22 protein-coding genes are annotated in these 25,339 nt (G+C 59.6%); 18 read left to right on the top strand and 4 right to left on the bottom strand.

Annotation, left to right across the window (positions count from 1 at the left end):
- The first annotated feature begins 13 nt into the window (after positions 1 to 13).
- Complete coding sequence (locus VDP61_RS01830) at positions 14 to 913, top strand: phosphotransferase family protein (protein ID WP_323005227.1); 900 nt, start codon at positions 14 to 16, stop codon at positions 911 to 913.
- 118 nt (positions 914 to 1,031) lie between these two features.
- Complete coding sequence (locus VDP61_RS01825) at positions 1,032 to 1,946, top strand: dihydrodipicolinate synthase family protein (RefSeq protein WP_323005226.1); 915 nt, start codon at positions 1,032 to 1,034, stop codon at positions 1,944 to 1,946.
- 21 nt (positions 1,947 to 1,967) lie between these two features.
- On the opposite strand, the gene gndA is transcribed toward VDP61_RS01825, so the two are convergent.
- Entirely contained in the window at positions 1,968 to 3,383 is a 1,416-nt protein-coding gene (gene gndA / locus VDP61_RS01820) for an NADP-dependent phosphogluconate dehydrogenase (protein WP_323005225.1), read from the bottom strand.
- 274 nt (positions 3,384 to 3,657) lie between these two features.
- Here gndA and VDP61_RS01815 point away from each other — a divergent pair, with 274 nt between their 5' ends.
- Positions 3,658 to 3,942: a GlcG/HbpS family heme-binding protein gene (locus VDP61_RS01815; RefSeq protein WP_323005224.1), complete on the top strand. Its 285-nt coding sequence runs from the start codon at positions 3,658 to 3,660 to the stop codon at positions 3,940 to 3,942.
- Entirely contained in the window at positions 3,939 to 4,079 is a 141-nt protein-coding gene (locus tag VDP61_RS01810; RefSeq protein ID WP_323005223.1) for a heme-binding protein, read from the top strand. Before VDP61_RS01815 ends, VDP61_RS01810 begins: the two co-directional genes overlap by 4 nt.
- Before the next feature lie 321 nt (positions 4,080 to 4,400).
- On the opposite strand, the gene VDP61_RS01805 is transcribed toward VDP61_RS01810, so the two are convergent.
- Complete coding sequence (locus VDP61_RS01805) at positions 4,401 to 5,330, bottom strand: LysR substrate-binding domain-containing protein (RefSeq protein WP_323005222.1); 930 nt, start codon at positions 5,328 to 5,330, stop codon at positions 4,401 to 4,403.
- Between the two features lie 92 nt (positions 5,331 to 5,422).
- Between VDP61_RS01805 and VDP61_RS01800 the strand changes: the two genes are divergently transcribed.
- The 10 genes from VDP61_RS01800 to VDP61_RS01755 all read left to right on the top strand — a co-directional run bounded on the left by VDP61_RS01800 (position 5,423) and on the right by VDP61_RS01755 (position 15,780).
- Positions 5,423 to 6,538 carry an FAD-dependent oxidoreductase gene (locus VDP61_RS01800; RefSeq protein ID WP_323005221.1) on the top strand — a complete coding sequence of 372 codons (1,116 nt, stop codon included), beginning with the start codon at positions 5,423 to 5,425 and terminating at the stop codon, positions 6,536 to 6,538.
- Entirely contained in the window at positions 6,504 to 6,812 is a 309-nt protein-coding gene (locus VDP61_RS01795) for a (2Fe-2S)-binding protein (protein WP_323005220.1), read from the top strand. The genes VDP61_RS01800 and VDP61_RS01795 overlap by 35 nt, the downstream gene beginning before the upstream one ends.
- Positions 6,805 to 8,172, top strand: a complete 1,368-nt coding sequence (locus VDP61_RS01790; protein ID WP_323005219.1) for an NAD(P)/FAD-dependent oxidoreductase — start codon at positions 6,805 to 6,807, stop codon at positions 8,170 to 8,172. The genes VDP61_RS01795 and VDP61_RS01790 overlap by 8 nt, the downstream gene beginning before the upstream one ends.
- Positions 8,169 to 8,936, top strand: a complete 768-nt coding sequence (locus VDP61_RS01785; RefSeq protein WP_323005218.1) for an ABC transporter ATP-binding protein — start codon at positions 8,169 to 8,171, stop codon at positions 8,934 to 8,936. Before VDP61_RS01790 ends, VDP61_RS01785 begins: the two co-directional genes overlap by 4 nt.
- 30 nt (positions 8,937 to 8,966) lie before the next feature.
- Positions 8,967 to 9,749 carry an ABC transporter substrate-binding protein gene (locus VDP61_RS01780; protein WP_323005217.1) on the top strand — a complete coding sequence of 261 codons (783 nt, stop codon included), beginning with the start codon at positions 8,967 to 8,969 and terminating at the stop codon, positions 9,747 to 9,749.
- Between the two features lie 48 nt (positions 9,750 to 9,797).
- Complete coding sequence (locus VDP61_RS01775; RefSeq protein WP_323005216.1) at positions 9,798 to 10,487, top strand: ABC transporter permease; 690 nt, start codon at positions 9,798 to 9,800, stop codon at positions 10,485 to 10,487.
- A complete protein-coding gene (locus tag VDP61_RS01770) occupies positions 10,484 to 11,224 on the top strand; it encodes an ABC transporter permease (RefSeq protein WP_323005215.1) in 741 nt (246 codons plus the stop codon). The genes VDP61_RS01775 and VDP61_RS01770 overlap by 4 nt, the downstream gene beginning before the upstream one ends.
- A 444-nt stretch (positions 11,225 to 11,668) precedes the next feature.
- Positions 11,669 to 13,345 carry a cytochrome D1 domain-containing protein gene (locus tag VDP61_RS01765; protein ID WP_323005214.1) on the top strand — a complete coding sequence of 559 codons (1,677 nt, stop codon included), beginning with the start codon at positions 11,669 to 11,671 and terminating at the stop codon, positions 13,343 to 13,345.
- A 199-nt stretch (positions 13,346 to 13,544) separates the two neighbouring features.
- On the top strand, positions 13,545 to 15,290 hold the full coding sequence (locus VDP61_RS01760; protein WP_323005213.1) for a NapC/NirT family cytochrome c: 1,746 nt from the start codon (positions 13,545 to 13,547) through the stop codon (positions 15,288 to 15,290).
- Positions 15,291 to 15,348: 58 nt separating this feature from the next.
- Positions 15,349 to 15,780 (top strand): cupredoxin domain-containing protein, encoded by a 432-nt coding sequence (locus VDP61_RS01755; protein WP_323005212.1) that lies wholly within the window; start codon positions 15,349 to 15,351, stop codon positions 15,778 to 15,780.
- Positions 15,781 to 16,114: 334 nt separating this feature from the next.
- On the opposite strand, the gene torT is transcribed toward VDP61_RS01755, so the two are convergent.
- Entirely contained in the window at positions 16,115 to 17,146 is a 1,032-nt protein-coding gene (torT, locus tag VDP61_RS01750) for a TMAO reductase system periplasmic protein TorT (RefSeq protein ID WP_323005211.1), read from the bottom strand.
- On the opposite strand from torT, the gene VDP61_RS01745 reads away from it, so the two are divergent.
- A complete protein-coding gene (locus VDP61_RS01745) occupies positions 17,106 to 19,901 on the top strand; it encodes an ATP-binding protein (protein WP_323005210.1) in 2,796 nt (931 codons plus the stop codon). The genes torT and VDP61_RS01745 overlap by 41 nt on opposite strands.
- Here the strand turns inward: VDP61_RS01745 and VDP61_RS01740 are convergent.
- The gene (locus tag VDP61_RS01740) at positions 19,874 to 20,578 is read right to left on the bottom strand and encodes a response regulator (RefSeq protein ID WP_323005209.1); all 705 of its coding nucleotides are present in this window, start codon (positions 20,576 to 20,578) and stop codon (positions 19,874 to 19,876) included. The two genes, VDP61_RS01745 and VDP61_RS01740, sit on opposite strands and share 28 nt — an antisense overlap.
- Before the next feature lie 115 nt (positions 20,579 to 20,693).
- Here VDP61_RS01740 and VDP61_RS01735 point away from each other — a divergent pair, with 115 nt between their 5' ends.
- The 3 genes from VDP61_RS01735 (at position 20,694) to VDP61_RS01725 (ending at position 25,227) form a co-directional block, all read left to right on the top strand.
- Positions 20,694 to 23,366 carry a molybdopterin-dependent oxidoreductase gene (locus VDP61_RS01735; protein ID WP_323005208.1) on the top strand — a complete coding sequence of 891 codons (2,673 nt, stop codon included), beginning with the start codon at positions 20,694 to 20,696 and terminating at the stop codon, positions 23,364 to 23,366.
- Positions 23,367 to 23,431: 65 nt separating this feature from the next.
- Positions 23,432 to 24,700, top strand: a complete 1,269-nt coding sequence (glp, locus tag VDP61_RS01730; protein ID WP_323005207.1) for a gephyrin-like molybdotransferase Glp — start codon at positions 23,432 to 23,434, stop codon at positions 24,698 to 24,700.
- Positions 24,700 to 25,227, top strand: coding sequence for a DUF2478 domain-containing protein (locus VDP61_RS01725; protein WP_323005206.1), 528 nt, complete (start codon positions 24,700 to 24,702; stop codon positions 25,225 to 25,227). Before glp ends, VDP61_RS01725 begins: the two co-directional genes overlap by 1 nt.
- Positions 25,228 to 25,339: the final 112 nt, after the last annotated feature.

Genomic DNA, 25,339 nt, shown 5'->3' with positions numbered 1-25,339 from the left:
GAGGAGAAACATGATGGATGATAGCGCAGAGGTTCGGGAAATTATTGGCACTATTCCAGCGTTTTCGGGCTATTTGGGCCCGGTGGAAAGGTTGGGTGGGCTGACCAACCGTGTTTACCGTCTGGGCGATCTGTGTCTGCGCCTGCCGGGCAAGGGAACCGATGCCTATATCGACCGCGCGAATGAGGCCGTTGCCGCCGAGGCGGCGGCGCAGGCCGGGATTTCGCCCGAAGTGATCTTTGCCGATGCGCAAACGGGGGTGATGGTAACACGGTTTATTGCCGATGTGGTCACCATGACACCCGAAAACTTTGCGATGCGGCGGGGGGCGGCGGCGCGGGTGGGGGTGGCATTTGCACGGTTGCACAGCTCTGGCGCGGTGTTTCCGTTTCGGTTTGAACTGTTTGCCATGATTGATGACTATCTGGCGCTGTTGGCGACCAAGGATGTGGCCTTGCCCGATGGCTATCATGCTGTGGTGGCCGAGGCGGGGGCGGTGCGTGCCGCATTGGCGCGTGCGCCGGTGGCGCTTGTTCCTTGCCACTGCGACCCGCTGTGTGAAAACTTTCTCGATACCGGCGAAAAGATGTGGATCGTGGATTGGGAATATTCCGGCATGAATGACCCGATGTGGGACCTTGGTGATTTTTCGGTAGAGGCTGGGCTGAGCGCTGCGCAAGAGGATGAATTGATGCGCGCCTATTTCGGTGGGGTGCCAACGGCGGCGGATCATGGGCGGATGGTGGTTTACAAGGCGATGTGTGATCTGCTCTGGACGCTGTGGGGGCTGATCCAATTGGCCGACGGCAATACCGCCGATGATTTTCGCGCCTATGCTGAAGGGCGCTTTGCGCGCTGCAAGGCGCTGATGGCCGACCCGCTGTTTGCGGTGCATCTGGCGGCGATAGGCTAGGCTTTGGTGGCCCAAGGGGTGTTGCACCGAGTGGCTGCGGCCTTGCCCGTGCCAATGGGCTGGCATAGGCTGGCCAGTGGCCGTGGGGCGTTGATGCGGTTGGAGCAGGGAGAACAAGATGCTGTTGGATGAAAGCGCAAGCGGGGTTTATGTGATTGCGGTAACCCCATTCTTGCCGGATGGTGCCGTGGATATGGCAAGCACCGACCGGATGGTGGATTTTTATCTGGAGGCAGGTGCTACCGGGCTGACGGTTCTGGGGATCATGGGCGAGGCGCCAAAGCTGACGGGCGAGGAAAGTGCCGCCTTTGTGCGGCGGATTTTGGCGCGGGTTGCTGGGCGTGTTCCGGTGATCGTAGGGGCCTCGGCGCCCGGATTTGCGCAGATGGAGGGGCTGACGAAATCAGTCATGGATGACGGTGCCGCGGGGGTGATGATTGCACCGCCGGGGCATTTGCGCACCGATGACCAGATTGTAGGCTATTACGCCCAAGCGGTGGAGTTTATCGGGGATACGCCTTTTGTGGTGCAGGATTTCCCCTTGGTGACCGGGGTGCAAATGTCGGTTCCGGTGATAACGCGGATCGTGCAGGATTTACCGACATGTGTGTGCCTGAAGCATGAAGATTGGCCGGGGTTGGAAAAAATCAGTGCGCTGCGCAAGGGGCTGGATCGGCGGGTTTCTATTCTTTGCGGCAATGGCGGGGTTTTCTTGCCCGAAGAAATGGCACGGGGGGCCGATGGGGCGATGACGGGGTTTGCCTATCCGGAGATGATGGTTTCGGTGGTAAAAAACCATCGGGATGGCACGCCGGAACGGGGGCGCGACCTGTTTGACGCCTATCTGCCACTGGCACGGTTTGAGCAGCAACCGGGGCTGGGGCTGGCCATTCGCAAGCATGTTTTGGCAAAAAGAGGCGTGATTGCCCATACCACACAAAGGCGGCCCGGGGCGGGGCTTTCACCGGCGGGGGTGGCAGAGGTGGACCTGCTGATGGGGCGGTTGACGCAGCGTTTGGCAGAGTTGGGCTAGGGCTGCAAGCCCCGCCCCGGTTTAGTCGCCCCGCAGTGCCCATGGGCCGTGGCGGCCTGCGCCGCCATCCGTGCGATCAAAGCCATGCGCACCAAAGAAATCACGCTGGGCCTGAATCATGTTGGCGGTGGAATGCTGGGTGCGCATCATGTCAAACCATGCGAGCCCCGAGGCCAGCGCCGGGACGGGCAGGCCATGCAGGGCGGCCTGCGCCACCACTTTGCGCAGGGCGCTGTGGGTGTTTTGCAGATGATCGGCAAAAAACGGTGCCAGTATCAGGTTGCGGGCCGGGTCTTGGGCCAAAGCTGTCGCCATATCATTGAGCATGGTCGAGCGGATGATGCATCCCATCCGCCAGACCTTTGCAATCTCGGGCAGCGGCAGCGACCAGCCGAATTCGGCAGAGGCGGCAGTGACAAGGGCGAAACCTTGGGCATAGCACAGGATTTTGCCCGCGATCATTGCGTGTTCAAGGTCTTTTATCGTCAGGGTGCCGGGGGGCAGGCCTTGGGGGGCCGCGCCGAAATGGGCCTGCCCCTTGATGCGCTCGTCAAGCCTTGCCGAAGTGTTGCGGGCCATGACCGCAGCCTCGATCACCGGAATCGGGGCAGACAGGTGTTGCGCCTCAATCACGGTCCAGCGGCCTGTTCCCTTTTGCCCGGCGCGATCAAGGATGACATCAATAAGGGGTTGGCCGGTTTTGGTATCGGTGACGGCGGTAACAGCGGCAGAAATCTCTATCAGGTAGGATTGCAGCGGGCCGGCATTCCACGCGTCAAACACCGTGGAAATCGCAGGGGCGGGCATCGCCATGCCGTCCCGCATGACGCCGTACACCTCGGCAATCATTTGCATGTCGGCGTATTCGATGCCGTTGTGTACCATTTTGACGAAATGGCCCGCGCCCGCCTCGCCCATCAGGGTGGCGCAGGGGGTGCCTTGGTATTTGGCCGAAATCGCCTGCAAAATGGGCTCAATGCGGGCCCAATCCTCGGCGCGGCCGCCGCCCATGATCGAGGGGCCGTGGCGTGCGCCGTCTTCGCCGCCCGACACGCCAATGCCAAGAAAGCGCGGGCCGCCCTTGGCGGCATTTTCGGCGCGGCGGTTGGTGTCGCGGAAGTTGGCGTTGCCTGCGTCGATGATCATATCGCCAGCCTCCAGCAAGGGGGTCAGCGCGGCGATCTGATCGTCAACCGCTTGGCCCGCCGGGACCATCAGAATGATCGCGCGCGGGGCTTTCAGCGCGGCAACCAGTGCCTGCAGCGTCTGGGTCGGGGTGATCTTGGGGGCAAGCTCGCCTGCGGTTTTGACGAATTTATGCGTGACCTCTGTCGTGCGATTCCAGACCGCGATGGCAAAGCCCTTTTCGGCGATGTTCAGGGCAAGCATCGCGCCCATGGTGCCAAGGCCGATCAGGCCGATATCAGATTGGGTCATGGCTGCTGTGCTCCGCTTTGGTTTGGCGTGTTTGTATAAAGGCTGGTGGGGGCCGCGATGTAAAGCAGGTGCTTGGGGGTGATGTCAGCGGCAGGAATTCTGCCCGGCAATGCGCATTGGGCGTTTGCCCCTGTCGCGGTCAGCAGGCACGGCTATCTTGCGGTTCTGTTCGTGTTGCGGCTTGGCATCGGAAATGGCCATTGCGGATTTGCCTTCGGGCTGATTGACTGGGCGCAAGCTGCGATTGAGCAGAGGTTAGCCAATGGGGATTGTTATGGAATTTTTCGAAGATTCGAAGGTGTTGAACGATGCCGCGATTTTGACAATGCTGGATGCAGGCTGTGCCAAGGCCGGGGAAATGGGGCAGCCGCAATGCCTTGTGATCGTTGATGCTTCGGGGGTTGATCTGGGCGTGATGCGCATGCGCGGGGCCAAGTTTCTGTCGCTGAAATCGGCGCGGGCCAAGGCACAGACCGCCGCCAGTACCGGCGCGCAAAGCGCCAAGATCCCTGAGGGAATACGCGCGGCACTTGCGCAGGCTACGGGGGGGGGGCTGTGACCGGGCTGGCTGGCGGGTTGCCGATATTTGTGGCTGGCCGGTTGGTGGGTGGCGTTGGCGTTGGCTCGGGTAGCGGCATACAGGATATAGAGGTCGCCGAGGCGATGTTGGCCGCGATTGGCGCTGACCCGGCCTAAACGGGGCTGCGTTGGCTTTAAATCTGTTTGGGCAAATAGCGTTAGTGGCAGGACCGATTCCCAGAACATGCCTATTGCGGCCCGCGCGCAGGCTGTGAGGAAAACCTTGGGGTATCTGTCAGCACGGGTTGCCGCCTATCGGTAAGCCCGTGCAAAGCAGTCGGGCACCGTAATTGTGCGCCGTCACACCACGGGAACGGGGCCTTTGTTCTGCCGGCATGCGAGGGCATCAGCGTGCAACCCAAATGCCTTTTTACCGGAACCGCGGCTTCACTTTCATGTGGCGGGCCCACGCTTGCAGAGTCAAACAGCCCGCAGCGCTTAGCCTATTGAAGCGACTTCAATCTGATGTTGCAGTCTTGCGAATTTCGCGTCTACGAGGGCCAAAAACTGCGTTGCAACCCGTGACGGCTCGCGCAAGACAGGCAGGAGCAAGTCGTAGCGGAAGGGTTGTTCTGGCTGCAGCGGGCGGGCGACAATCCGACCTCTGTCGACAAAATTAAGCGCCGTCACCGGCTCTACAATCGACACGCCGGCACCATTGGCCACCAGTTCACAAATGGAGGCTGAAAGCTGGGCCACGGCCACCAAGCGAGGGTGCGCGTTTCCCAAGGCCAGAAACGCATCTGTCTCGGACCGTGTGGTGATTTCGGCCCCTAGCGCAATGAAGGGTTGGTCGTGGAAATCAGCAGGCTCCAACCGGGTATTTTTTGCCAAAGGGTGGCCGACGGGCAGCACAGCCATCATCGGCGCGGTACAAATCGGTGTGCGGCGCACGGCGGGATGATCGGTTTCAAGCGCTGCAAAACCCAGATCGAACTGCTGCGAAACCAGATGTTGCAATACCGCTTGTGAGCTGCGCGCACGCAGCGACACGACAATGCCAGGGGCAGTCTTTGCAAAATCTGCCATCACTTGCGGCAAGAATTGCAACGCCAGCGCGGGCATTCCGGCAATCGAGAGGCTGCCTTGCCGAAAATCGCGGATATCACGAACCACGCGCGAAATCTCGGCCAGCCCGACGAAAGAGCGTTCAACCTCCTCATAAAGCGCCAGCGCCTCGGCGGTGGGGACCAGGGTTCGGCCAGCGCGTTCAAACAGCCGAAAGCCGACTGCCTGTTCCAGATCTGCGATCTGGCGGCTGATTGAGGGTTGCGTGGTGTTGAGCAGGGCCGCCGCCGTTGTGACCTTGCCGCTTTCAATCACGGCACGGAACGCTTCGAGTTGGCGATGGGAGAGGCGATGCAACATCGCCAATACATATCACAACCGTATGGGTTTTGTAAAAAGAAGAATTATTCGTATGAATGGTTTTATGCGATTTTCTGAACGGGAGGAATCGCATGGGCCAATCAGACATCACCATTATCGGCGGCGGCGTTGTGGGCCTGTCGGTGGCGCTTGGCCTGCTGCGCGCGGGGCAAGTGGTGACGGTTCTGGACGGTGCGGATGGTGACTTTCGCGCCAGCCAAGGCAATTTCGGGCTGGTCTGGCTGCAAGGCAAAGGGGCCGGTTTTGCGCCCTATGCGCGCTGGACGGCGCAGGCCGTGGCCGCATGGCCAGAGTTCGCCGCAACCTTGCGCCAGGTATCGGGCCTTGACGTGGCGCTGTCGCAGCCCGGCGGATATGAGTTTTTCACCGATGCGGCTGAATTGGCTGATTTTGCGGCTGGTTTGGAACGTCAGCAGGCCAATCTTGGCTATAAAGCCCATGAAATCTTGACGGGTGACGACCTGCGCCGGGATATTTCCGGCATCGGGCAAGGTGTGGTGGGTGCCAGTTTTTGCCCCCGCGATGGTCATGTGAACCCGCTGCGCTTGCTGCGCGCGCTGCGGATTGCGGTTGTGACGATGGGCGGGCGGATTGTCGCAGATGCCAGCGTGACAAAGATCGCGGCGGCCTCGGGCGGTGGTTTTGATTTGACCTTGCAGAACGGCACAAAGCGGGGTGCGGGCAAGCTGGTTCTTTGTGCCGGGCTTGGTGCAGCACCCCTTGCCACTGATCTTGGTTTTACCGCACAAATCCGGCCGCAGCGTGGTGAGTTGCTGATTACCGAAAAGCTGGCCGACCGGCTGCCCTTTTTGTCCAGCACGATCCGGCAGGTCGATGAGGGGGGGGTGCAGATCGGCGGCACCCATGCCGATGCGGGGCTGAATGACGCAGAAACGCTGGGCATGATGACGGGCCTTGCGCGCCATGCGGTTACGGTCTTTCCGGCGCTGGCGGGGGTGCGGGTGGTGCGGTCCTGGGGCGCGTTGCGGGTGATGTCGGCCGATGGCTATCCGGTTTACGCGCGCTCTGCGCTGCATCCAGATGCCTGTTTGGTGACCTGTCACAGCGGCGTCACGCTGGCGCCGCTGCATGCTTCTGACCTGACGGATTGGATTGTGAACCGCACCAGTGCACCAGAAAAGGGGGCTTTCGATGACACGCGTTTCGCGCTTTCAACCGCGGCCTGAGGGGGCATTGCACCTGACGCTGGATGGTGCGCCCCTGCGCGCCCATCCCGGCGACAGCCTTGCCGCCGCGTTGCTGGCCCATTCGGGGGCCGCCAGCCGCACAACGGGCCGTAATACGCCGCGCACAGCGTTTTGCATGATGGGGGTGTGCTTTGACTGTCTGGTCGAGGTGGACGGCCAGCCCAATGTGCAGGCCTGCATGACCGAAGTGCGCGACGGCATGGCCGTGCGCCGCCAGATGGGTCTGCGCAAATTGGGGGCAGCCGATGTTTGACGCCGATCTGATCATCATCGGTGCGGGCCCCGCAGGCATGGCCGCAGCCGTAACCGCAGCACAGGGTGGCTTGCGCGTGTTGATGCTGGATGAACAGCCCCGCGCCGGTGGGCAGATTTACCGCAATGTCGGGAACGGCAAGGCGCGCGCATGGCTGGGCAAGGACTATGCGGCCGGCAAGGTTTTGGTGACGGTGCTTGATCATCCAAATATCCGCATCGAATTTGGCGCGATGGTTTGGCGGGTGGAAACGGGCCCGCGCGTGATCTGGTCGCAAGGCGGCATCAGCCATATCAGCACAGCCGCGCATTTGCTGCTGGCAGGGGGCGCGCAGGAACGCCCGATGCCGTTTGCGGGCTGGACCTTGCCGGGCGTGATGCCCGCAGGGGCCGCGCAAATCTTGATGAAAACGGCGGGGCTGTTGCCGCGCGATGCGGTTCTGGCAGGTTCTGGCCCGCTGCTTTATCTGATCGCGGCGCAGATGATTGATGCAGATGCGCCGCCCAAGGCGCTGGTGGAAACGCAGACGCGCGCGATGCTGCTGCGCGCCCTGCCGCATTTGCCGCGCGCGCTGATGGCGTTGCCGGTGCTGGTCAAGGGCCTTGGGCTGTTGCAGAAGATCAGCGCCGCAGGGGTGCAGCGTTATACCGGGGCTGCCGCGTTCCTTGCCGCCCAGACCGACAGTGGCGATATCGCCTTTTCCTTTACCGCCGGGGGGCGCAGACAGCAGTTAGAGACGCCACTTTTGCTGACGCATCAAGGCGTTATACCCGCCACCCATATCAGCCGCGCCGCAGGGATTGGCCATCGCTGGAATGATAGGCAACAGGCGTTTGAGCCCATCACCGGCCCTTGGGGGCGCACTGATAAGGCCCAGATTCACATCGCGGGCGATGGTGCAGGCATTGGCGGGGCAGATGCCGCACAGGCCACGGGCACGCTGGCCGCGCTTGATATCTTGCACCTCTCGGGCCGCATCAGCGAAGACAACCGCGACCAACGCAGCACTGCCCCGCGTGCCGCCCTGACCCGCGCCCGCGCGCTCCGTCCGTTTCTGGATACCGCCTATGCCCCCTTGCCCGAATTTCTGGCCCCCACAGGCGACACCATCATTTGCCGCTGTGAGGAAATTACCGCCGCCGACATTCGCCAATCGGTGGATGAGGGCGCAAACGGCCCCCGTCAGGTCAAAATCGCAACCCGCGCCGGGATGGGGCCGTGCCAAGGCCGCATGTGTGAGGTGACAACGCGCGGCATCCTTGCCGCTTGCGGCGCCCCCCCCGGCCCGGCCCGTGCGCGCAGCCCGATCAAACCCATAACCCTCGGCGAACTCGCCACCTTGCAGGAGCCTGTATTATGACCGAAGCCGCCCTGAAAGTCGTTGATCTGCATAAAAGTTTCGGCGCGCATGAGGTGATAAAGGGTGTCTCGCTAGAGGCGAAAAAGGGCGATGTGATCGCCATTCTGGGTGCCTCTGGTTCCGGCAAAAGCACGTTTTTGCGCTGTATCAACCTGCTGGAGACGCCCAATTCCGGTGATGTCTACCTTGCCGGGGAAAAGATGCGGATGACCCGCAACCGCCATGGTGAAGTGATCCCCGCCGATATTTCCCAGGTTGAACGGATGCGCGCCCGCGCCGCGATGGTGTTTCAGGGGTTCAACCTGTGGTCGCATATGACCGTGATGGAAAACGTGTTGGAAGGCCCGCTTTATGTGCGCAAAATCCCAAAGGCGCAGGCCCGCGAACAGGCCATGGCCTTGCTTGCCAAGGTTGGGCTGTCGGATCGTGCCGATTATTACCCCGCGCATCTGTCGGGCGGCCAACAACAGCGCGTCGCCATTGCCCGCGCCTTGGCGATGGACCCCGATGTGATGCTGTTTGATGAACCCACCAGCGCGCTTGACCCCGAATTGGTCGGCGAGGTTCTGGCTGTGATGCGCGATCTGGCCGCCGAGGGTCGCACCATGCTGGTGGTCACGCATGAAATGGCCTTTGCCCGCGATGTATCGACCAAAACCGTGTTTTTGCACAAGGGCGAGGTCTGTGAGGCCGGCCCGCCCGATCAGTTGTTTGCCAACCCGCAAACCGACCAGTTCCGCGCCTTTCTGGCCCGGATGAATTGACCCTGAACCCGCAACCGAAAAGGAAATCCCATGTTTCGACGCACCCTTCTTTCCACCTTTGCCGCCCTGATGCTGGCCACCCCCGGCTTTGCCGCCGACCCGCTGCGAATCGGCGTTGAAGGTGCCTATCCGCCGTTCTCGTTCAAAGAGGCAGACGGCACACTTGCTGGCTTTGATATCGACATCGCCAAGGCGGTTTGTGCGCAGATGCAGCGTGACTGCGAGATGGTCGAACAGGAATGGGATGGCATGATTCCGGCGCTGAAGGCCAAGAAATTCGACGCCATCGTCGCCAGCATGTCGATCACCGAAGAGCGCAAGCGCCAGATTGATTTTTCCGCGAAATACTACCAAACCCCGGCGCGTCTGGTTGCCAAAAAGGATGCAGGCTTTGAAGGCACAGCCGAGGGCCTGACCGGCAAGCGCATCGGCGTGCAGCGTGGGGCAACCCATCAGTGCTACGCCGAAAAGATGTTTCCGGGCGCGGAAATCGTGATGTATGGCACGCAAGAAGAGGTGTTCCGCGATCTCGCACTTGGCCGCATTGACGCACAGCTTTCTGACAGCCTGATTGCGCAGGAAAGTTTCTTGTCTACGGGCGAAGGTGCGGATTACGGCTTTCTTGGCGGCGACCATCTGGATCTGGAATGTTACGGCGAAGGCGTAGGGATTGCGGTGCGCAAGGGCGATGACGCCCTGCGCGAGGCATTGTCTGCCGCGATTACCGCGATCCGTGACGATGGCACCTATGCCAAGATCAACGATGCCTATTTCCCCTTTGACATCTATGGCGGCCGTCCGACTGGCAACTGACACAAACAGGGGGCCGCTATTGGCCCCCTTCCCCACAAGGAGACAGCGATGGACCTGATCTATGAATATCGTGCGCAATTGCTGTCTGGCACCTTGCTGACGGTGCAACTGGCGCTGGCATCCCTGGTGATTTCGGTGGCCTTTGGCCTGCTGGGGGCCTGGGCGAAACTATCCTCCAGCCGCATCGCGCGCCGATTTGCCAATGCCTATACCACGCTTGTGCGCGGTGTGCCGGACTTGGTGCTGATCATGCTGGTGTTTTACGGCGGTCAGGTCACGCTGAACAATCTGGGTGAGGTGTCGGGCCTGTGGGGCTATATCGAGATCAGTCAGTTTGTCGCGGGTGCGGGCACCATCGGCGTGATTTTCGGCGCTTATTTCACCGAGACCTTTCGCGGCGCGATCATGGCGATTCCGCGCGGGCAGATTGAGGCGGGGATCAGTTGCGGTATGCCGCGCGGGCTGATCTTTCGCCATATCATCTGGCCGCAAATGGTGCGCTTTGCCCTGCCGGGGTTCACCAATACCTGGCTGGTGCAGTTGAAAACCACAGCGCTGGTATCAGTGATCGGGCTGCAAGATCTTGTCTACAACGCCTTTACGGCGGGCCGTTCAACCGGGCAATTGTTCACCTTCATGGCCGCCGCTTTCGTGATCTATCTGGCGCTGACCGCGATTTCTGATGTCGCGCTGCGGGCGCTTGATCGGCGCTATAGTGTTGGTGGGGTGCGGGCATGATGGAACAGTTCCTTGCATGGTTCCCGCTGGATATCAGCCTGATTGCGGCCAATTTTGACCGCTTTCTTTATGGCGTCTGGATGACGCTGAACCTGACCTTTTTGTCGTTGATTCTTGGCGGGCTGCTGGCAATACCCATGGCAATTGCCCGCGCCAGCCGTCACCGTATCCTTAACCCGATTGTCTGGGCCTATACTTACGTCTTTCGTGGCACGCCTTTGCTGGTGCAAACCTACCTGATCTATTACGGCGTTGGCCAGTTTGAGGTGATCCGCCAAAGCTGGCTTTGGGACCCGATTCTTTCCTCGGCGTGGTGGTGTGCGCTGATCGCTTTCACCCTGAACACCGCCGCCTATTCAACAGAACTGCTGCGCGGCGCGATCGTCGATACGCCGGTGGGCGAGGTAGAGGCCGCGATTGCCTCTGGCCACAGCGCGCGGGGCCGTCTGCGCCGGATCATCCTGCCATCGGCGTTTCGCCGCGCCATTCCCGCCTATTCCAACGAGGTGATCTTTATGCTGCACGGTTCGGTTGTGGCCAGCACCATCACGCTGCAAGATATTTTGGGCGTCGGGCGCTGGCTGAATGGCCGCTATTACCTTGCCTATGAAGGCTTTATCACCGCAGCCGGGCTTTATTTCCTGATTGTGCTGGCGATCACCTTCGCCTTTCGCGCGGCCGAACGCCGCTATCTGCGGCATTTGGGCCGCCGCGCGGTTCCGGCCTCAGCGGCCTGAAAGCGGGCGTTTCGATCACGGATTGCAAGCACCTCATTTTCGCACCCTACGCGGGCCTAATTCTTGAAACTTGGCGCAAGACCGCCGTTGATTAGGCCGGACAGGGTGCACGATTATCGCATCGTGCACAAGCGCTGATTTTGGCGTGGGGGATGCAAGGGGCCAAGCCCCGCCATGCGCGTTGCCTGACGAAACACCCTTTGGCCAAAGGCCTGCTGTTGCCGCCGATTGCCCTGCTGATTCCCTGCGCGTCCACTGTTTTGTTCCACAGGCAAGGCCCCGTCTTGATCGGCGCCCGGCTGTAATTCCGCCTTGGTGGTACGCAGGTTGTGGCAGTTGGCGCCTGCTTCAATTTGCGCCTTTCCACCCTTAACAAAAGTCAAGGCTGCAAGGGTACTATACAGTCCATACACCATTTGTCTCACCAGCAAATGGAGAGTGATAATGTCACTTAGAATCACCAATAGAACATCGAGCCTTGCGCTTGGCGTTGGCTTCGCGCTTACGCTCAGCGGCTTTGCAGGGGCCGCGCTTGCAGAAGTGCCGACCCTTAGCGACGAAGCCTTTGAAAGCTCCAAGCAGCTTTACTTTGAGCAATGTGCGGGTTGTCACGGCGTGTTGCGCAAAGGCGCGACCGGCCAAAACCTGGAGCCGCATTGGAAGAAAACCGCAGCCGATGGCACTGTGACCGAAGGCGGCACAGTCAAACTTGGCCAGGAACGTCTTGAAAAGATCATTACCTGGGGCACCGAGGGCGGCATGAACAACTTCTCGGATATTTTGTCCGAGCAGCAGATCAAGGATATGGCAACCTATATCCAGATGGATGCGCCTAAACCCCCGGAAATGTCGCTGACGCAGATGCAAGCGACCCGCAAGGTTTATGTCGAAGAAGCCGACTATCCGACCGAGCCGCTGCATGGCCGCAACTGGCAAAACTTCTTTGTTGTGATCGAACGCGACGCGGGCAAAGTGGCCGTGATCGACGGCGACACCAAGGAAGTGCTTGTTCACATCCCGACCGGCTATGCCGTGCACGTGATGAAAGCGTCCGAGCATCATGCGCTGTCCGAACCTGAAAATCCGGGCCGGTTCTGGTACACGATGGGGCGTGACGGCAAGATGACCAAGATCGACCTTTGGCAGACGCCAGACAAGATGTTGGTTTCCGAAGTCAAGGTTGCCTATGATGCGCGCGACGTCGCCGTATCGGGTGATGGCAAATATGTGATTGGTGGGGCATACTGGCCGCCGCATTTCGCGATTGTCGACGCCATGACCATGGAGCCGCTCAAGGTGGTATCGACCCGCGGTGTCAACGTCGATGGTGACTATGTGGAAGAAGCACGTGTTGCCGCGATCTACACCACCCCGAACGAGCCGACCTGGATCGTCGCAGTCAAAGAGCTCGGCCAGCTTTGGCAGGTTCACTATGACGACATCGACAATCTGCGGATCGACAAGATCGACAGCGCCAAGTTCTTGCATGACGGTTTCTTTGACCCGACAGGCCGCTACTTCCAGATCGCGGCAAACGCATCGAACAAAATGGTTGTGGTAGACACCGAGACGCACAAGCTTGAGGCGATGATCGACGTGGCCTCTTTGCCGCACCCAGGTCCGGGCGCGAACTGGGATGACCCGAAATGCGGGCCGGTTTCAGGAACAACCCACCTTGGTGTTGGCACCGTAAGCGTTTGGGGCAACGACCCCAAGGGCCATCCGGATAACGCCTGGAAGCTCTGCTATGAGGTTGAAACCGATGGCGCGGGTCTGTTTATCCGGACGCACCCCAACTCCAAGTATATCTGGGCCGACCAGACCAAACACCCCGAGCCGGAAATCCAGCAATCGGTGAAGGTCATCTCGAAAGAGACCGGCGAAGTCGTGAAAACGATCCAGATTACCGAAGACGAAGGCTCTGCTGCGGTTCACTTTGAGTTCAACGCAGATGGCACCGAAGTTTGGGTCTCCAAATGGAACCTGTCGGACTCGTTGGAACCAAACGGAGAAATCGTCATCTATGATGCCGAAACTCTGGAAGAAACTGGCCGTATCAAGGGGCTTTATGCACCAACCGGCAAGTTCAACGTCTTCAACCGGTCGAACCACGTCACCTGACGCGACCTGACCTTACTACAGAAGGGCGTGCCAAGGGCTCGCCCTTCTTCAATCCGGCGGGAACATCGGGGACTCGCACAAACAATATCCCCCGTGACACGAGGCCGCTCAAACAGCGCCAGGACGGAGCCCAAGCATGACATCGAGCAACAATCCCGAACCAAAAAAGCCAATCTGGCGCCGATACTTCCTTTGGGGAATGCCGATCGCAGCTATCGCAGGGATATTCGTTGCGGGCATCGTTTTCTGGGGCGGTTTCAACACCGTGATGGAAGCCACCAACAAGATGGAATTCTGTGTTGGCTGCCACGAAATGAATGATTACCTTTATTCGGAATACGAAGGCACGGTGCATGATGTGAACCGTTCGGGTGTGGGGGCTGCCTGTGCTGATTGCCATGTGCCCAAGGATTGGACACATAAGATGATCCGCAAGATCCAGGCCTCACGCGAGGTTTGGGGCAAGATCACCGGCACCATCTCAACCCCGGAAAAATTTGACGCCAAGCGCCTGCATCTGGCGCAGCGCGAATGGAACCGGATGAAGAAAACCGATTCGCGCGAATGCCGCAACTGTCACGGCTTTGATTCGATGATGCCCGAATTTCAACAGCCACGGGCGCGTCAGCAACACCTGAATGCGATGGAAACCGGGCAAACCTGTATTGATTGCCACAAAGGCATCGCCCACAAGGATCTGCGCGACCGCGCTGATGGGGACTATCTGGAGGCGTTGGAGGCACCAAACCCGGCGTTCATCCGCGAGGTGCCGCAGGCCTATCTTGACAGCCTGGCCTTTATCACCGCCAAAGAAGCCGAAGAAGCCGAAGTTGCCAAGGCAGCGAAACAGGCAGAGCGTGACGCGATCCAGACGCATATCGAGGAGGCAGTTGCTGCCGCCCGCGCTGAAGACGCGGCCAGTGCAGCCGGTGCCGCAGCCGATACAACCACCACCACCACCGCAAGCACAAGCGCTGGTGGCGCTGTTGCCGCCGATGTGGATTGGAGCGCGGTTGCGACTGCTGATCTGACCTTGTTCTATCCGGGGCAGGCGTCTTTTGAATGGGTACAAAACGGCAAGACCCATGGCGGCGCGCGGCCCTTGACCAAGGGTGGTGATGCGTGTTCAACCTGCCACGCCAAAGAGCTGGAAACGATTGGCAACAAGATCGTTGCGGGTGGTGATCTGGAGCCAACCCCGATCCCCGGCAAACGTGGCACAATCGACGCAACGCTTCAGGCCACCCATGACGATGCCAATATCTATATCCGTCTGCAATGGCCGGATGCCGGGCACCACCCCGCCCCCTTTGTCGAGGGTGGCAAGATGGACCCCGACAACCAGATCAAAGTGGCCATGATGATTGCCGGAACCGGTATCGAAATGGGCGAACAGGTCGGGTGCTGGGCCTCGTGTCATGCGGATAACAGCTATATGCCCTTTGATCCCGGTGCAGAGGCGATTGGTGCCAATGCCGATGTGGCAGCCCGGCTTGGGGCTACCACCACCATCACCAAATACCTGAGCGAAAGCCGCAGCGATGTCGAAATCAGCGGTAAGGGTGGCAAACCGCAAGGCGGTTGGGACAAGCTGAAATCCGCGACAGATATCGACCAATATCTGGCCGATGGCACTTTCCTTGACTTGCTGCGGGTCAACGCCGATGGCAGCTCCAGCAATGGCTATCTGCTGGAAAGCCGGACCGTGAACGATGGCGAGATGGCCGCAGAGGCAAGCCTGTCGGGTGGTATCTGGACTGTGGTTTTCTCACGGCCGCTTAATTCGGGCGCGCCAGGGGATGTGCCGCTGGAGGCGGGCAAGACCTATACCGTTGGCTTTGCCATCCACGATGATTATGCCGCTGCACGCTTTCACCATGTGACGCTGAACACCAGCCTTGCACTGGATGATGCAGCCGCTACAATCAACGTGACCAAGCAATAAAGCAAAGGGCGGCGGCCGGGTTTGATCTGCCGCCGCCCTTTTTCGTCAGGAGGTTTACATGAACGCCGTACCGACCCTTGTTCTTGGACTGGTAATGCTGCCCCTGGCACCTGTAGCGGCCTTCGCCAATGCCGATGAAGAGGCGGCCAAAACCGCCGCAATCTGCGCCGAGGCTGAGGAGCGTTATGTCGAGATTTTCGGTCATCCCTCGTCCGAGGAAGAGGGCGTGACCGTTGTGACCATGTATAAATACAATTTCTGCCCGGCTGAAATCACGGTGCCGGTGGGCACAACGGTGCGCTGGGTCAATGTCGACCAGCGCACCAGTCATAGCGTCATCGTCAAAGAGTCCGGCATGCCGGAATCCGACCGTGCCTTTCCCGAGGAAAGCATCGAGTTCACGTTTCTGGTGGCCGGACCACAAGATTATCTCTGCGGCCCCCATTGGAAGACCCAGAACATGATTGGCATGGTCACCGTCGAACCGTGATCGCCGCGTATGATCAACAGCAACCGGCCCTGACGCAGGTCAAGGCCGGTTGCTGTTGATACCCAGCCTGGCCCAGGGGGCAGTGACAACCCGGCGATTGTGGCGGCGCAGGCGCAACCGGAACCCGCCCAATATGAACTGGCTTCGACTACCATGCGGGCGCCGCATTTTGGCGTGGTGACCAATGTCTTGCTGTCCGAAGGCCAATTCATGGGCACAAGCCGCTCAGCAAGTGACGTGCCGCAAATTCCATAAAAGCATCGACCGTGAAGACTGCGCCAGCGTAAGGCCATGGTGCATGGCGGTATCGTCGGTCAAGAAAACCCAAGACCTGTTATTGCAGTGCCGGAAAATACTCGGCTGGTGACAGGTGGATATGGTCGAAACCTTGATCATCGCGGGTCAAAAGCGCGACCTTTGGGCCAACAACGCTTTGCTGGTTTGGTCTTGATTTCAACAAGACAGCCTGTCGGATTGCCAGTATGCCTTGTTGGACAGGGTCGTCAAACGATGCAGCAAGAACCTGCCCGTTTTGCAACCCTCGCAAGATCGCGTGGCTCATATAGGTTGATACCAGAATGGGCCGGGTTGGGTAGGTTTGCGTGGCAAACAGGCCAAATGCGGCCTCGATCGCGGGGGCATCGCCGATAAGGTAATCTGCATCGGGGTGACGCATAAGGGCGGTTTCGACAAGATCCAGCTGCGCACGAAGGCCGGTATCGGCTTGGAACACGGCAAGAATTGTGACCGAACCACCTGCAAGGCCATCGCGTAATCCGGCCTCCAATGGCCCGGTCCAACCCGCTTCGGCGGGGCCCGTCAGGAACAGGGCGGTTTTGGGGGGCGACCCTGCCGGGTGCAACTGGCGCAAATACCGACCCGCGGCACTGCCCATATCCCGCCAATCGACACCAATACGCCCGCTCAGCGCATCGGAATGCAGCGCATTGACCAGCCCAAAGACGGGAACACGCTGTGCTGCCCGCGTGATTGCATCGGTAAGGTCGGGATGATCCGAGGTGACCGCACCAATAAGGATGGCATCAACACCCCGTGCCAGACAGGCATCAAGCTGGGCAATCTGCGTCGCGCGGGCGCGGTATCCGCCTGCCTCATAAAACAAAAGCGCCACATTCTGCCGCGCCGCTTCCTGCTCTAGCCCAAAGCCGACGCCCAGCCAGTAATCATCCTTGAAATGCGGGACAAGCACGCAAAACAACGGGCGCGTATCGGCACGCCCATGAGATGGAAAATACACAAGGCTTACAGCAATTGCGCAGATTGTGCAGACACAGGCAGTCACATACTGTCGGCCCATGCGACGAATGAATTTTGACACGCGGCTGACCCAAATTCTAAGCGCCATGGCGGCGCTGGCCATCATGGTGGGTGTCGCTGCGATTGGCGTCAACCGGTATTTGGTGCGGGCACAGGACGATCTTGTTCAATCCAACCTGCCCGCTATGGAACTTGCCAGCAGGATCGGCGCCTCGGCCGAGGTGGTGGGGTCGCTGGCCTCGGCTTTCGTGCAAGCAGACACCGACGATGCCATTGACCAGATCGCCACAGCCCTGTCGCAGGCGGTCATCAGCATCGAAGACGGGGCGCAGAGGTTGGAGGAGATGAGCCCGACTGGAAATCGTGACCTGCAAAGCCTGCGTGCCAATGAGGTCGTATCCCGGATGACCGCGAATGCGCATCAAGACGTGCAGCTTGCAACGCGCATTCGCGCCACGGCCCTTGAGATTGCAAAAGACGGGGTGCAATTGGATGCCCTGATCGAGGCGGGAACCGATCTGGCCCGTATTCGGATCACGGCAGCCATTGCCGACCTCTATTCATCACGAGGGGCCGATCCGCGCCCGCCGTTGGATGCCTTGGCAGACCGCTATTTCTTTGCGTTTGAGCGATTGACAGAACTGGCGCGCATGGTCGATGCAACCCGGCTGCAGTTTCAGCAGGTGCCGTCGATCACGACGTCACAGGCATTAGAGGCGGCCCGCGCCGACCTGTCAGCGCGGCTTGACTTGGCAACGCGCCGCGTGGTCTTTTTGCCATCCCCTTTGGCCGCGGCGCAAGCGTCAGCCCATTTTTTGCGGCAAAAACAGGCTGTTGCAACAGGCGGTTTGATTGACCTGCAACGCGACAGGATCACGCTGCAGGCGTCAATTGCGCAGGATCGGATGCTTTTGCAAAAGACCGTGGCAACCCTGTCAGCGCGGGCGCATCAAGTGCGCGACGCGGTTCAGGCAAAAGGTTTGGCACAAATCTCAGTTGCCAAGCAACGGTCAACCTATGTGATTTTTGTGTTGGTTGTCGTGGTTGTCGCTGCGGTGATTGCCGGGATGGTGCTGTGGCTTTATGCCCGCAGGCAATTGGTTTCACGGCTGGGGGCCGTTTCGCGCCGCATTGTTGCCGTGGCCGGCGGGGATTACGGCGCGCCGATCACCATCAGTGGACATGATGAGATTGGCCGTGTGGAAAAGGCGCTGAACATTTTGCGCCGCCGTGCCCGCGATGCAGGGCAGTTGCGTGACAGTCTGGAACAGGCCGTGATCGCGCGGACCGGCGATGTTGTGGCGCATATGCAAGCCTCTGACATAGCCCGCGCTGCGGCCGAGGCCGCCGATCGCAGCAAGACCGAATTTCTGGCCCGCATGAGCCATGAAATCCGCACGCCCCTGAACGGCATCATCGGCATGCTTGATTTGTTGGCGGTCGATGAACGGGATATGGCGCGCAAGCCCCGCATTCTGACAGCGCTGAACTCTGCCCGTGAGCTATTGGATATTACCAATGATATTTTGACCTATGCCAGCGGCGAGGATCGCAGCAATCGCGGCAATCCGGTGCATTTCAAGTTGCGGGAACTTGTCGGGCAGATGGGCCATCAATTGCAATCCTTAGCCGCGCCAAAAGGGCTGGAGGTGGTGGTGGATCTGGCCGATAATGCACCGCTGGCCGTGTTCGGGGATGTGGTGAAAATCCGTCAGATCGTTGGTAATCTGATGTCGAATGCGGTGAAATACACCAAGCGCGGCGTTGTTTCTTTGACCGTTGATCACGCCGTGGATGATCGCAGGAATCAGCCGGTGGTCAGCTTTACCGTGGCCGATACCGGAGTCGGGATGACACGAGAGGCGATTGCCCATGCGTTTGATGCCTATACGCGCGCCGATTCTGCCAAGCGCGCGGGGATAGAGGGGCTTGGGCTTGGGCTTGCGATTTCGCGCAATCTGACCGAGGCGCTGGGTGGGGGGCTTAGTGTCGAAAGCGCGGTGGGGGTGGGCAGCCGTTTTACGCTGACGGTGCCGTTGCTGATGGGTGACGCGGCCCTTGCCGGGGCAGATGATGCGCCCGCGCCGCAAGCCAATATGGGGCATGAGGTGTTGGTGATTGATGACCATAAGGTAAACCTTATGGTGGCGCGGGGCTATCTGGAAAGGCTCGGGTGCCGCGTTACCGAGGCTGCCACCGGCGCCGCCGGATTGAAGGCTATGGCCAAACAGCGCTTTGATCTTGTGCTGATCGACCTCGACTTACCCGACATGCGCGGCGAAGACGTGGCGCAACGGAGTGTCAAAGACGAAAACGCCCCGGTATTGGTCGCGCTGACGGCGCATTTAATCGCGGACACGTCTGAAAACCGACTGCGACTCGGCGTGGCGCGAATCATGTCGAAGCCAATCTCGCCACGGGTGCTGGCCGAGGTGCTGGCCGAGGTTGGGGCCAATGTTGGGGACAGATGCGCAACCGCCCCTGTGCGCTTGGACCACGCAGAGGTTTTCGCAAGCCTGATACAAGATATTTCAGATTTGGGGGCAGAGACGACCGGGCTGATCGTGCAAGAGTTTCTTGCGGATTTGCCGGCTGCTGTTGCCACAATCCTGTCCGCCCCGGCAGAGGGCCAGCGCAAGGCCGCACATAAACTGAAAGGGGCTGCGTCAAACTTTCGGCTGGACCAGTTTTGTGCCGCCTTGGCGCAGGTTGAGGCGGCCAAAGACGGCGCAGACGCGGATTTGCTGGGGGTGGTGCAAAGGCAGGCATTGGCCGCAGCGGCTGCGCTGGAAGGCGCGGCAAAAGAGGCGGGGCTTCAGCCCTTGGCTGGGTCGACGAAGTGATAGCCTTGGCCGTGTTCGGTCAGTATCCATTCGGGGTTTGTGGGGTCTTTTTCCAGCTTTTTGCGCAACCGCCCCACGACCACATCAATCATTCTGTCGTTTGATCGCAACGCGTCTCGCCCCATCATCTCGGCCAAGCGGGCGCGGCTAAGGGTTTGGCCGGGGTGATCCGCCAGCGCGGACATCACGTCAAATTCCTGTTTGGTAAGGGGCTCTACCCTTGCCGCAGAAACCAGCCTGCGGCGGATACGATCAAAACACCACGGCCCGAAATAATCCACTGCGGCAGCGCCTTGCGGTGCCTGCCCAATATCGGCAATGCGCGCCAGAAGGTTTTTGATCCGCGCCGCCAGTTCCCGTTTGTCAAAGGGCTTGGTGACATAATCATCGGCCCCCATTTCCAGACCGACAATCTTGTCTACCTGATCATCGCGTGCCGTCAGCAAGATGATACCAACCCGCGAAACCGTGCGTTGCTCGCGTGTTATGGTCAGGCCGTCTTTGCCGTCAAGATTGATATCGACCAGCAGCAGGTCGGGCGGGTCGGCGCTGATTATATCTTCCATATCGGCGGCGTTTTCAGCCTCGCTCACGCGATGCCCCTGTTCGCGCAAATAGGCTGCAAGGCGCATGCGCGTTATGCGGTCGTCTTCAACGATAAGGATATGTTGGGCCATGTCGGCACTATTACAAATCTTTACATCATCGAACAAGCCCCCATGCGCAAGATCAAGACAGCGCAAAGCGCATAAGAATAATCTGTGCTCAAAGAAACAGGTATTGGAGGACCATATGTCACTGACCACACCAACCCGCCGCGGATTTTTGCAAGGTGGCGCTGCGTTTTTCGGGGCTGCGAACCTGATGGGCACCACAGCGCTTGCTGGCCTTGACCCCAACTCATTTGAAAATCGCATCTTCCACGCAACACATTTTGGCGCGTTCGAGGCGATTGTGCGTGACGGCAAGATGGTTGCGATCGATTCCGTCGAGGCCGTCGACAAGCGCCCGACATCAATGTTGAACCTCGGCATCATGGACCGCACCTATGACAAGTCCCGCATCAACTATCCGATGGTCCGCAAGTCCTATCTGGAAGGCTGGGAAACCGGTGACACCAAGCCCGAGCTGCGCGGCCGCGAAGAATACGTCAAGGTTGACTGGGACACTGTATGGAGCCTGACGGCGAAAGCCCTGCTCGACACTGCCGCCAATCATGGCAATCAGGCGATCTTCAGCTCGTCCTATGGGGGCTGGTCGAACGCAGGCAGCTTCCGCCCCAACGTGCTGCAAGGGCGTTTGATCAACCTTATCGGTGGCTGCACCAACACGGCGGGTGACTGGTCTGCCGGTGCGTCGCAGGTGTCATTGCCGCATATCATCGGTGATATGGAAGTTTACTCGCCCCAGTCTGCGTGGGAAACCATCCGCGACGAATGTGACGTGTTCGTTCTGGTCGGTTGCGACCCGGTCAAGAACAACCGGATCGAATTCACCGTGGCTGACCATGATATGTCCCAGCGTTGGGAAATGATCCGCGATGCAGGCGTCAAGTTCATCTCGATCAACCCGCAGAGAACGGCCTCGGATGAGGTTTTGAACGCTGAGTGGGTCAAGATTGTGCCGAATACAGACGTGGCACTGTTCTGTGCCATGGCCAACCATGTGCTGGAAATGGGCCTGCAAGACCAAGCCTATATGGACAAGTATACGGTCGGTTCCGAAAAATGGATCGCCTATGTCAAAGGTGACGACGACGGCGTGGCCAAAACACCTGAATGGGCGGCCGAAATCACCGGCATCGACGCGGCGAAAATCCGTGAACTGGCCGAACTGTTCGCCAAATCCAATACAAACATCGCGGGTGCCTGGTCGTTGCAACGCGCCCAACACGGCGAGATGACCCATTGGGCCATTATCAACTTTGCGTCCCTGACAGGTAAAATCGGCAAGCCCGGCTGTGGCGTTGGTTTCTCGTGGCATTATGGTGGTGGCGGTATGCCGCAATCTGGCAAAGGCACACCTGTTGGCATGTCTCAGGGGCGTAACTTTGTCAAAACTGTTTGCCCAGCAAGCCGTATCACCGACATGTTGGAAAACCCTGGCAAGGAAGTGTTCTATAACGGAAACACCCACACCTATCCGGATGTGAAGGTGATCTTCAACGCTGGCAACAACTTCATGAGCCACCAGCAGGATACCAACCGCCTGATCCGCGCGCTTGAAAAAGTCGAAACCATCGTCAGCGTCGACGTCTGGTGGACCGCAGCAACGCGTTGGTGTGACATCGTTATGCCTGCGGCATCGACGCTGGAACAAGACGACATCAGTGTCGGCGGCACCTACTCCAACGACAAAATCTATGCGATGAAGAAGGTGATCGAACCCATTGGCGACAGCCTTCCAGATTACGAAATCTTTGAAGGTCTGGCGGACAAACTCGGCCTGTGGACGCAGTTCACCGAAGGCGAAGACAAGATGTATCACATCAAGCTTGCCTATGAGGCGACAGATGCATCCAAGCATGTGCCTTTCGAGGAATTCTGGGAAAAAGGCTATGTGCGCCAAGAGGTGCCAGAGGCCGCGCATAAGTGGACACGCCACGGCGCGTTCTACAATGACCCCGAAGGCAGCCCGCTGCACACGACATCCGGCAAGATTGAAATGTTCTGCGAAGATTTCGCAAAACTTGAGATCGAAGATTGCCCCGGCATGCCGATGTGGATGGAAAAGCATGAGTACCTCGGCAATGCCAAAGAAGGTCAGTTGCACGTTGTATCGCCGCACCCGTGGTTCCGCCTGCACAGCCAGATGGACCAGTCGGAAAGGCTGCGCGAACTCTATAAAATCCAGGGCCGCGAGCCGGTTCGGATCAACTCGGAAGACGCCGCCTCGCGCGGTATCGAAGATGGCGATCTGGTCGAGCTTTACAACGATCGCGGCACAGTGATTGCCGGCGCGGTTATCAGCGATGATATCATGCCGGGTGTGGTCTCGATCTATGAAGGGGCATGGCCATCGCTTGACAGCAAGGGGCGCTGCAACTCGGGTCTGGTCAACTTCCTGACCTCGACACAGCCGTCGTCCGGTCTGGCGCAGGCGACAACTGCCAACACCGTGCTGTGCAGCATGCGCAAATGTGAAGACCCTGACGGTCCGAACATGGCCTATGAAAAGCCTGCGATCATCGAAGACATGGAGATCGCCGAGATCGACGAAGACAAGCTGGGCCTTGACCGTCTGGAAGCACTGACCGAAAAGCTCTATGCTGGTATGGGGCCGGGTGAAAAGATGTATTACGAGCGCTGCACTGTTTGCCACGCGCCTCGTGAAGTCACCCACTTTACCACGCAGCAGTGGAAGGGCATCACGCCGTCGATGTTCCCACGCGCAGGCCTAAATGACGACGAGGCTGAACTTGTCATGGAATTCCTGATGAAAAACGCCTCTGACGCGCCAAAGTAAAGCGTCACGGCAGGGGGCCGGTTCTCTGGCCCCCCGCCTTTCCCCAAGACCAAGGAAAACCCCCAATGCATATGGCCCATATCCCCAGCGGATGCGGCTGCGACAGTCTTTCGTCGCGCGCCGATATGATGAGCGTCACCGACGCGCTGGACCGCGCGCTGGCGCTGGTCGCACCGATTACAGATACGCAGCCTGTGGCCGTGGGGGATGCCCTTGGTCGCAGCACTGCTGCGCCCGTGCGCGCCACAAGGGCGATGCCGTTTTTTGACAATTCCGCGATGGACGGTTTTGCGCTGCGCCGTGCAGATCTGGCGGGGCGGTGCTGTTTGCCCATCGCTGGCACCGTTGCTGCGGGCGATGCCCCGCGCGACTTGCCCCAAGGGGCGGCGTTGCGTATTTTCACGGGCGCACCCTTGCCTTTGGGTGCCGATGCCGTTGCGATGATCGAATCCTGTATCGACAAAACCCATAAAGTGCATTTCAATTGCACCCCCACCGACAGTGAAAACATCCGCCGCGCGGGCAGCGATCAGGCCGCAGGGCAGGAATTGCTGCGCGCAGGTATCCGCATTGCGCCACATCACATCGGCCTGTTGGCGGCCAACGGGATTGCGCAGGTCGATGTGATCCGCCGCCCCCGCGTTGCAATCTTTTCCACGGGTGATGAGGTGCAAGATGGCACCTGCGCCCCCGGCCAAATCCCCGATGCCAACCGCCCCATGTTGATGGCGCTGGCACGGCAAGCGGGGGCCGCGGTCACCGATCTGGGTATCTTGCCCGATGATGCCGCCGCCACCGCTGCCGCCTTGCACGGGCTTGGCGCGCAGTTTGATCTGATCTTGTCTTCGGGTGCCGTTTCCATGGGTGGCAAGGACCATATCCGCGATGCGCTGACCGCTGCGGGTGGCACGGTTCACGGCTGGCGCGTGGCGTTGAAGCCGGGCAAGCCGGTGATGTTTGGAACCCTTGGTCGCGCTGCGTTTACCGGCCTTCCGGGCAATCCGTTCGCGGTGTTTGTGGGCTTTCATATGTTCGCGCTGCCGCAAATTGCCCGCCTGCTGGGGGCAAGGCCCGCCCCCTTTGCGCCAGTTCCTGCCGTTGCGGGCTTTGATTGGTCGCGCAAACCGGGCCGGGCCGAGGTGTTTCCGGTGCGCCTGTTGGCCTATGCCGAAAACGGCCTGCCTGTGTTGCAGCGCCTTGGCCACAGCGTCTCGGCCACGCTTTTGCCGTTGGGTGATGCAGACGGGCTTGCCATTGTTCCCGCCGAAACCAACCAAATTCAGTCAGGTGCGCGCCTGTTTTGGCGCCCGTTCTGTGCTAACGGAGGTCTATGATGCGTTTTGTTTCCCTTGCGGCTATCCGCTTTGACCATGGCGACATTGACGGCTTCTTGGCAACCACAGCCCAAACACTGACCGGCATGGGTTACCGTGTGCGTGGTGCGTTGCAAACGCGCGGGGCTGTTGGGGGCGAATGTCACTGCGCCGATATGGACCTGACAACGCTGGGTTCAAACCGGGTTTTCCGCATTTCGCAACCCTTGGGGAACGGCTCACACGGCTGCCGCTTACATCCCGGTGCGCTTGCGGAATGTTCCGCCTTCATCGAACAGGAATTGGGGCAGGGTGCAGACCTGCTCATCCTTAACCGCTTTGGACGCGGCGAAAGTGAAGGGCGCGGATTTCGCGATCTCATTGGCAAAGCCATCGCATTGGGGGTGCCTGTCCTTACGGCTGTGCGCCCAACCTATGCCGAGGCATGGGGCGCGTTTGGCGCAGGCATGGCCTGCGACCTGATGATGGATCAAGATGCCGTGTTGAAATGGTTCGCAGAAGTTCACGAGGCCCGCGATGCCGCTTGATATGCCGCCAAAAGCGCTGCGGGATCGCTGAGAGCTGCGCCGATCATACCGATCTGCAAAAATGGTCGGTCGGGAAAAGGGGGGCTGCCCGGCGACGATAGCCAGAAAAACC

This window comes from Pseudorhodobacter sp. (assembly GCF_034675685.1).
Lineage (GTDB): Bacteria > Pseudomonadota > Alphaproteobacteria > Rhodobacterales > Rhodobacteraceae > Pseudorhodobacter.
The sequence above is the reverse complement of the archived record's forward strand: the minus strand, read 5'-3'. Positions and strand labels throughout refer to the sequence as shown.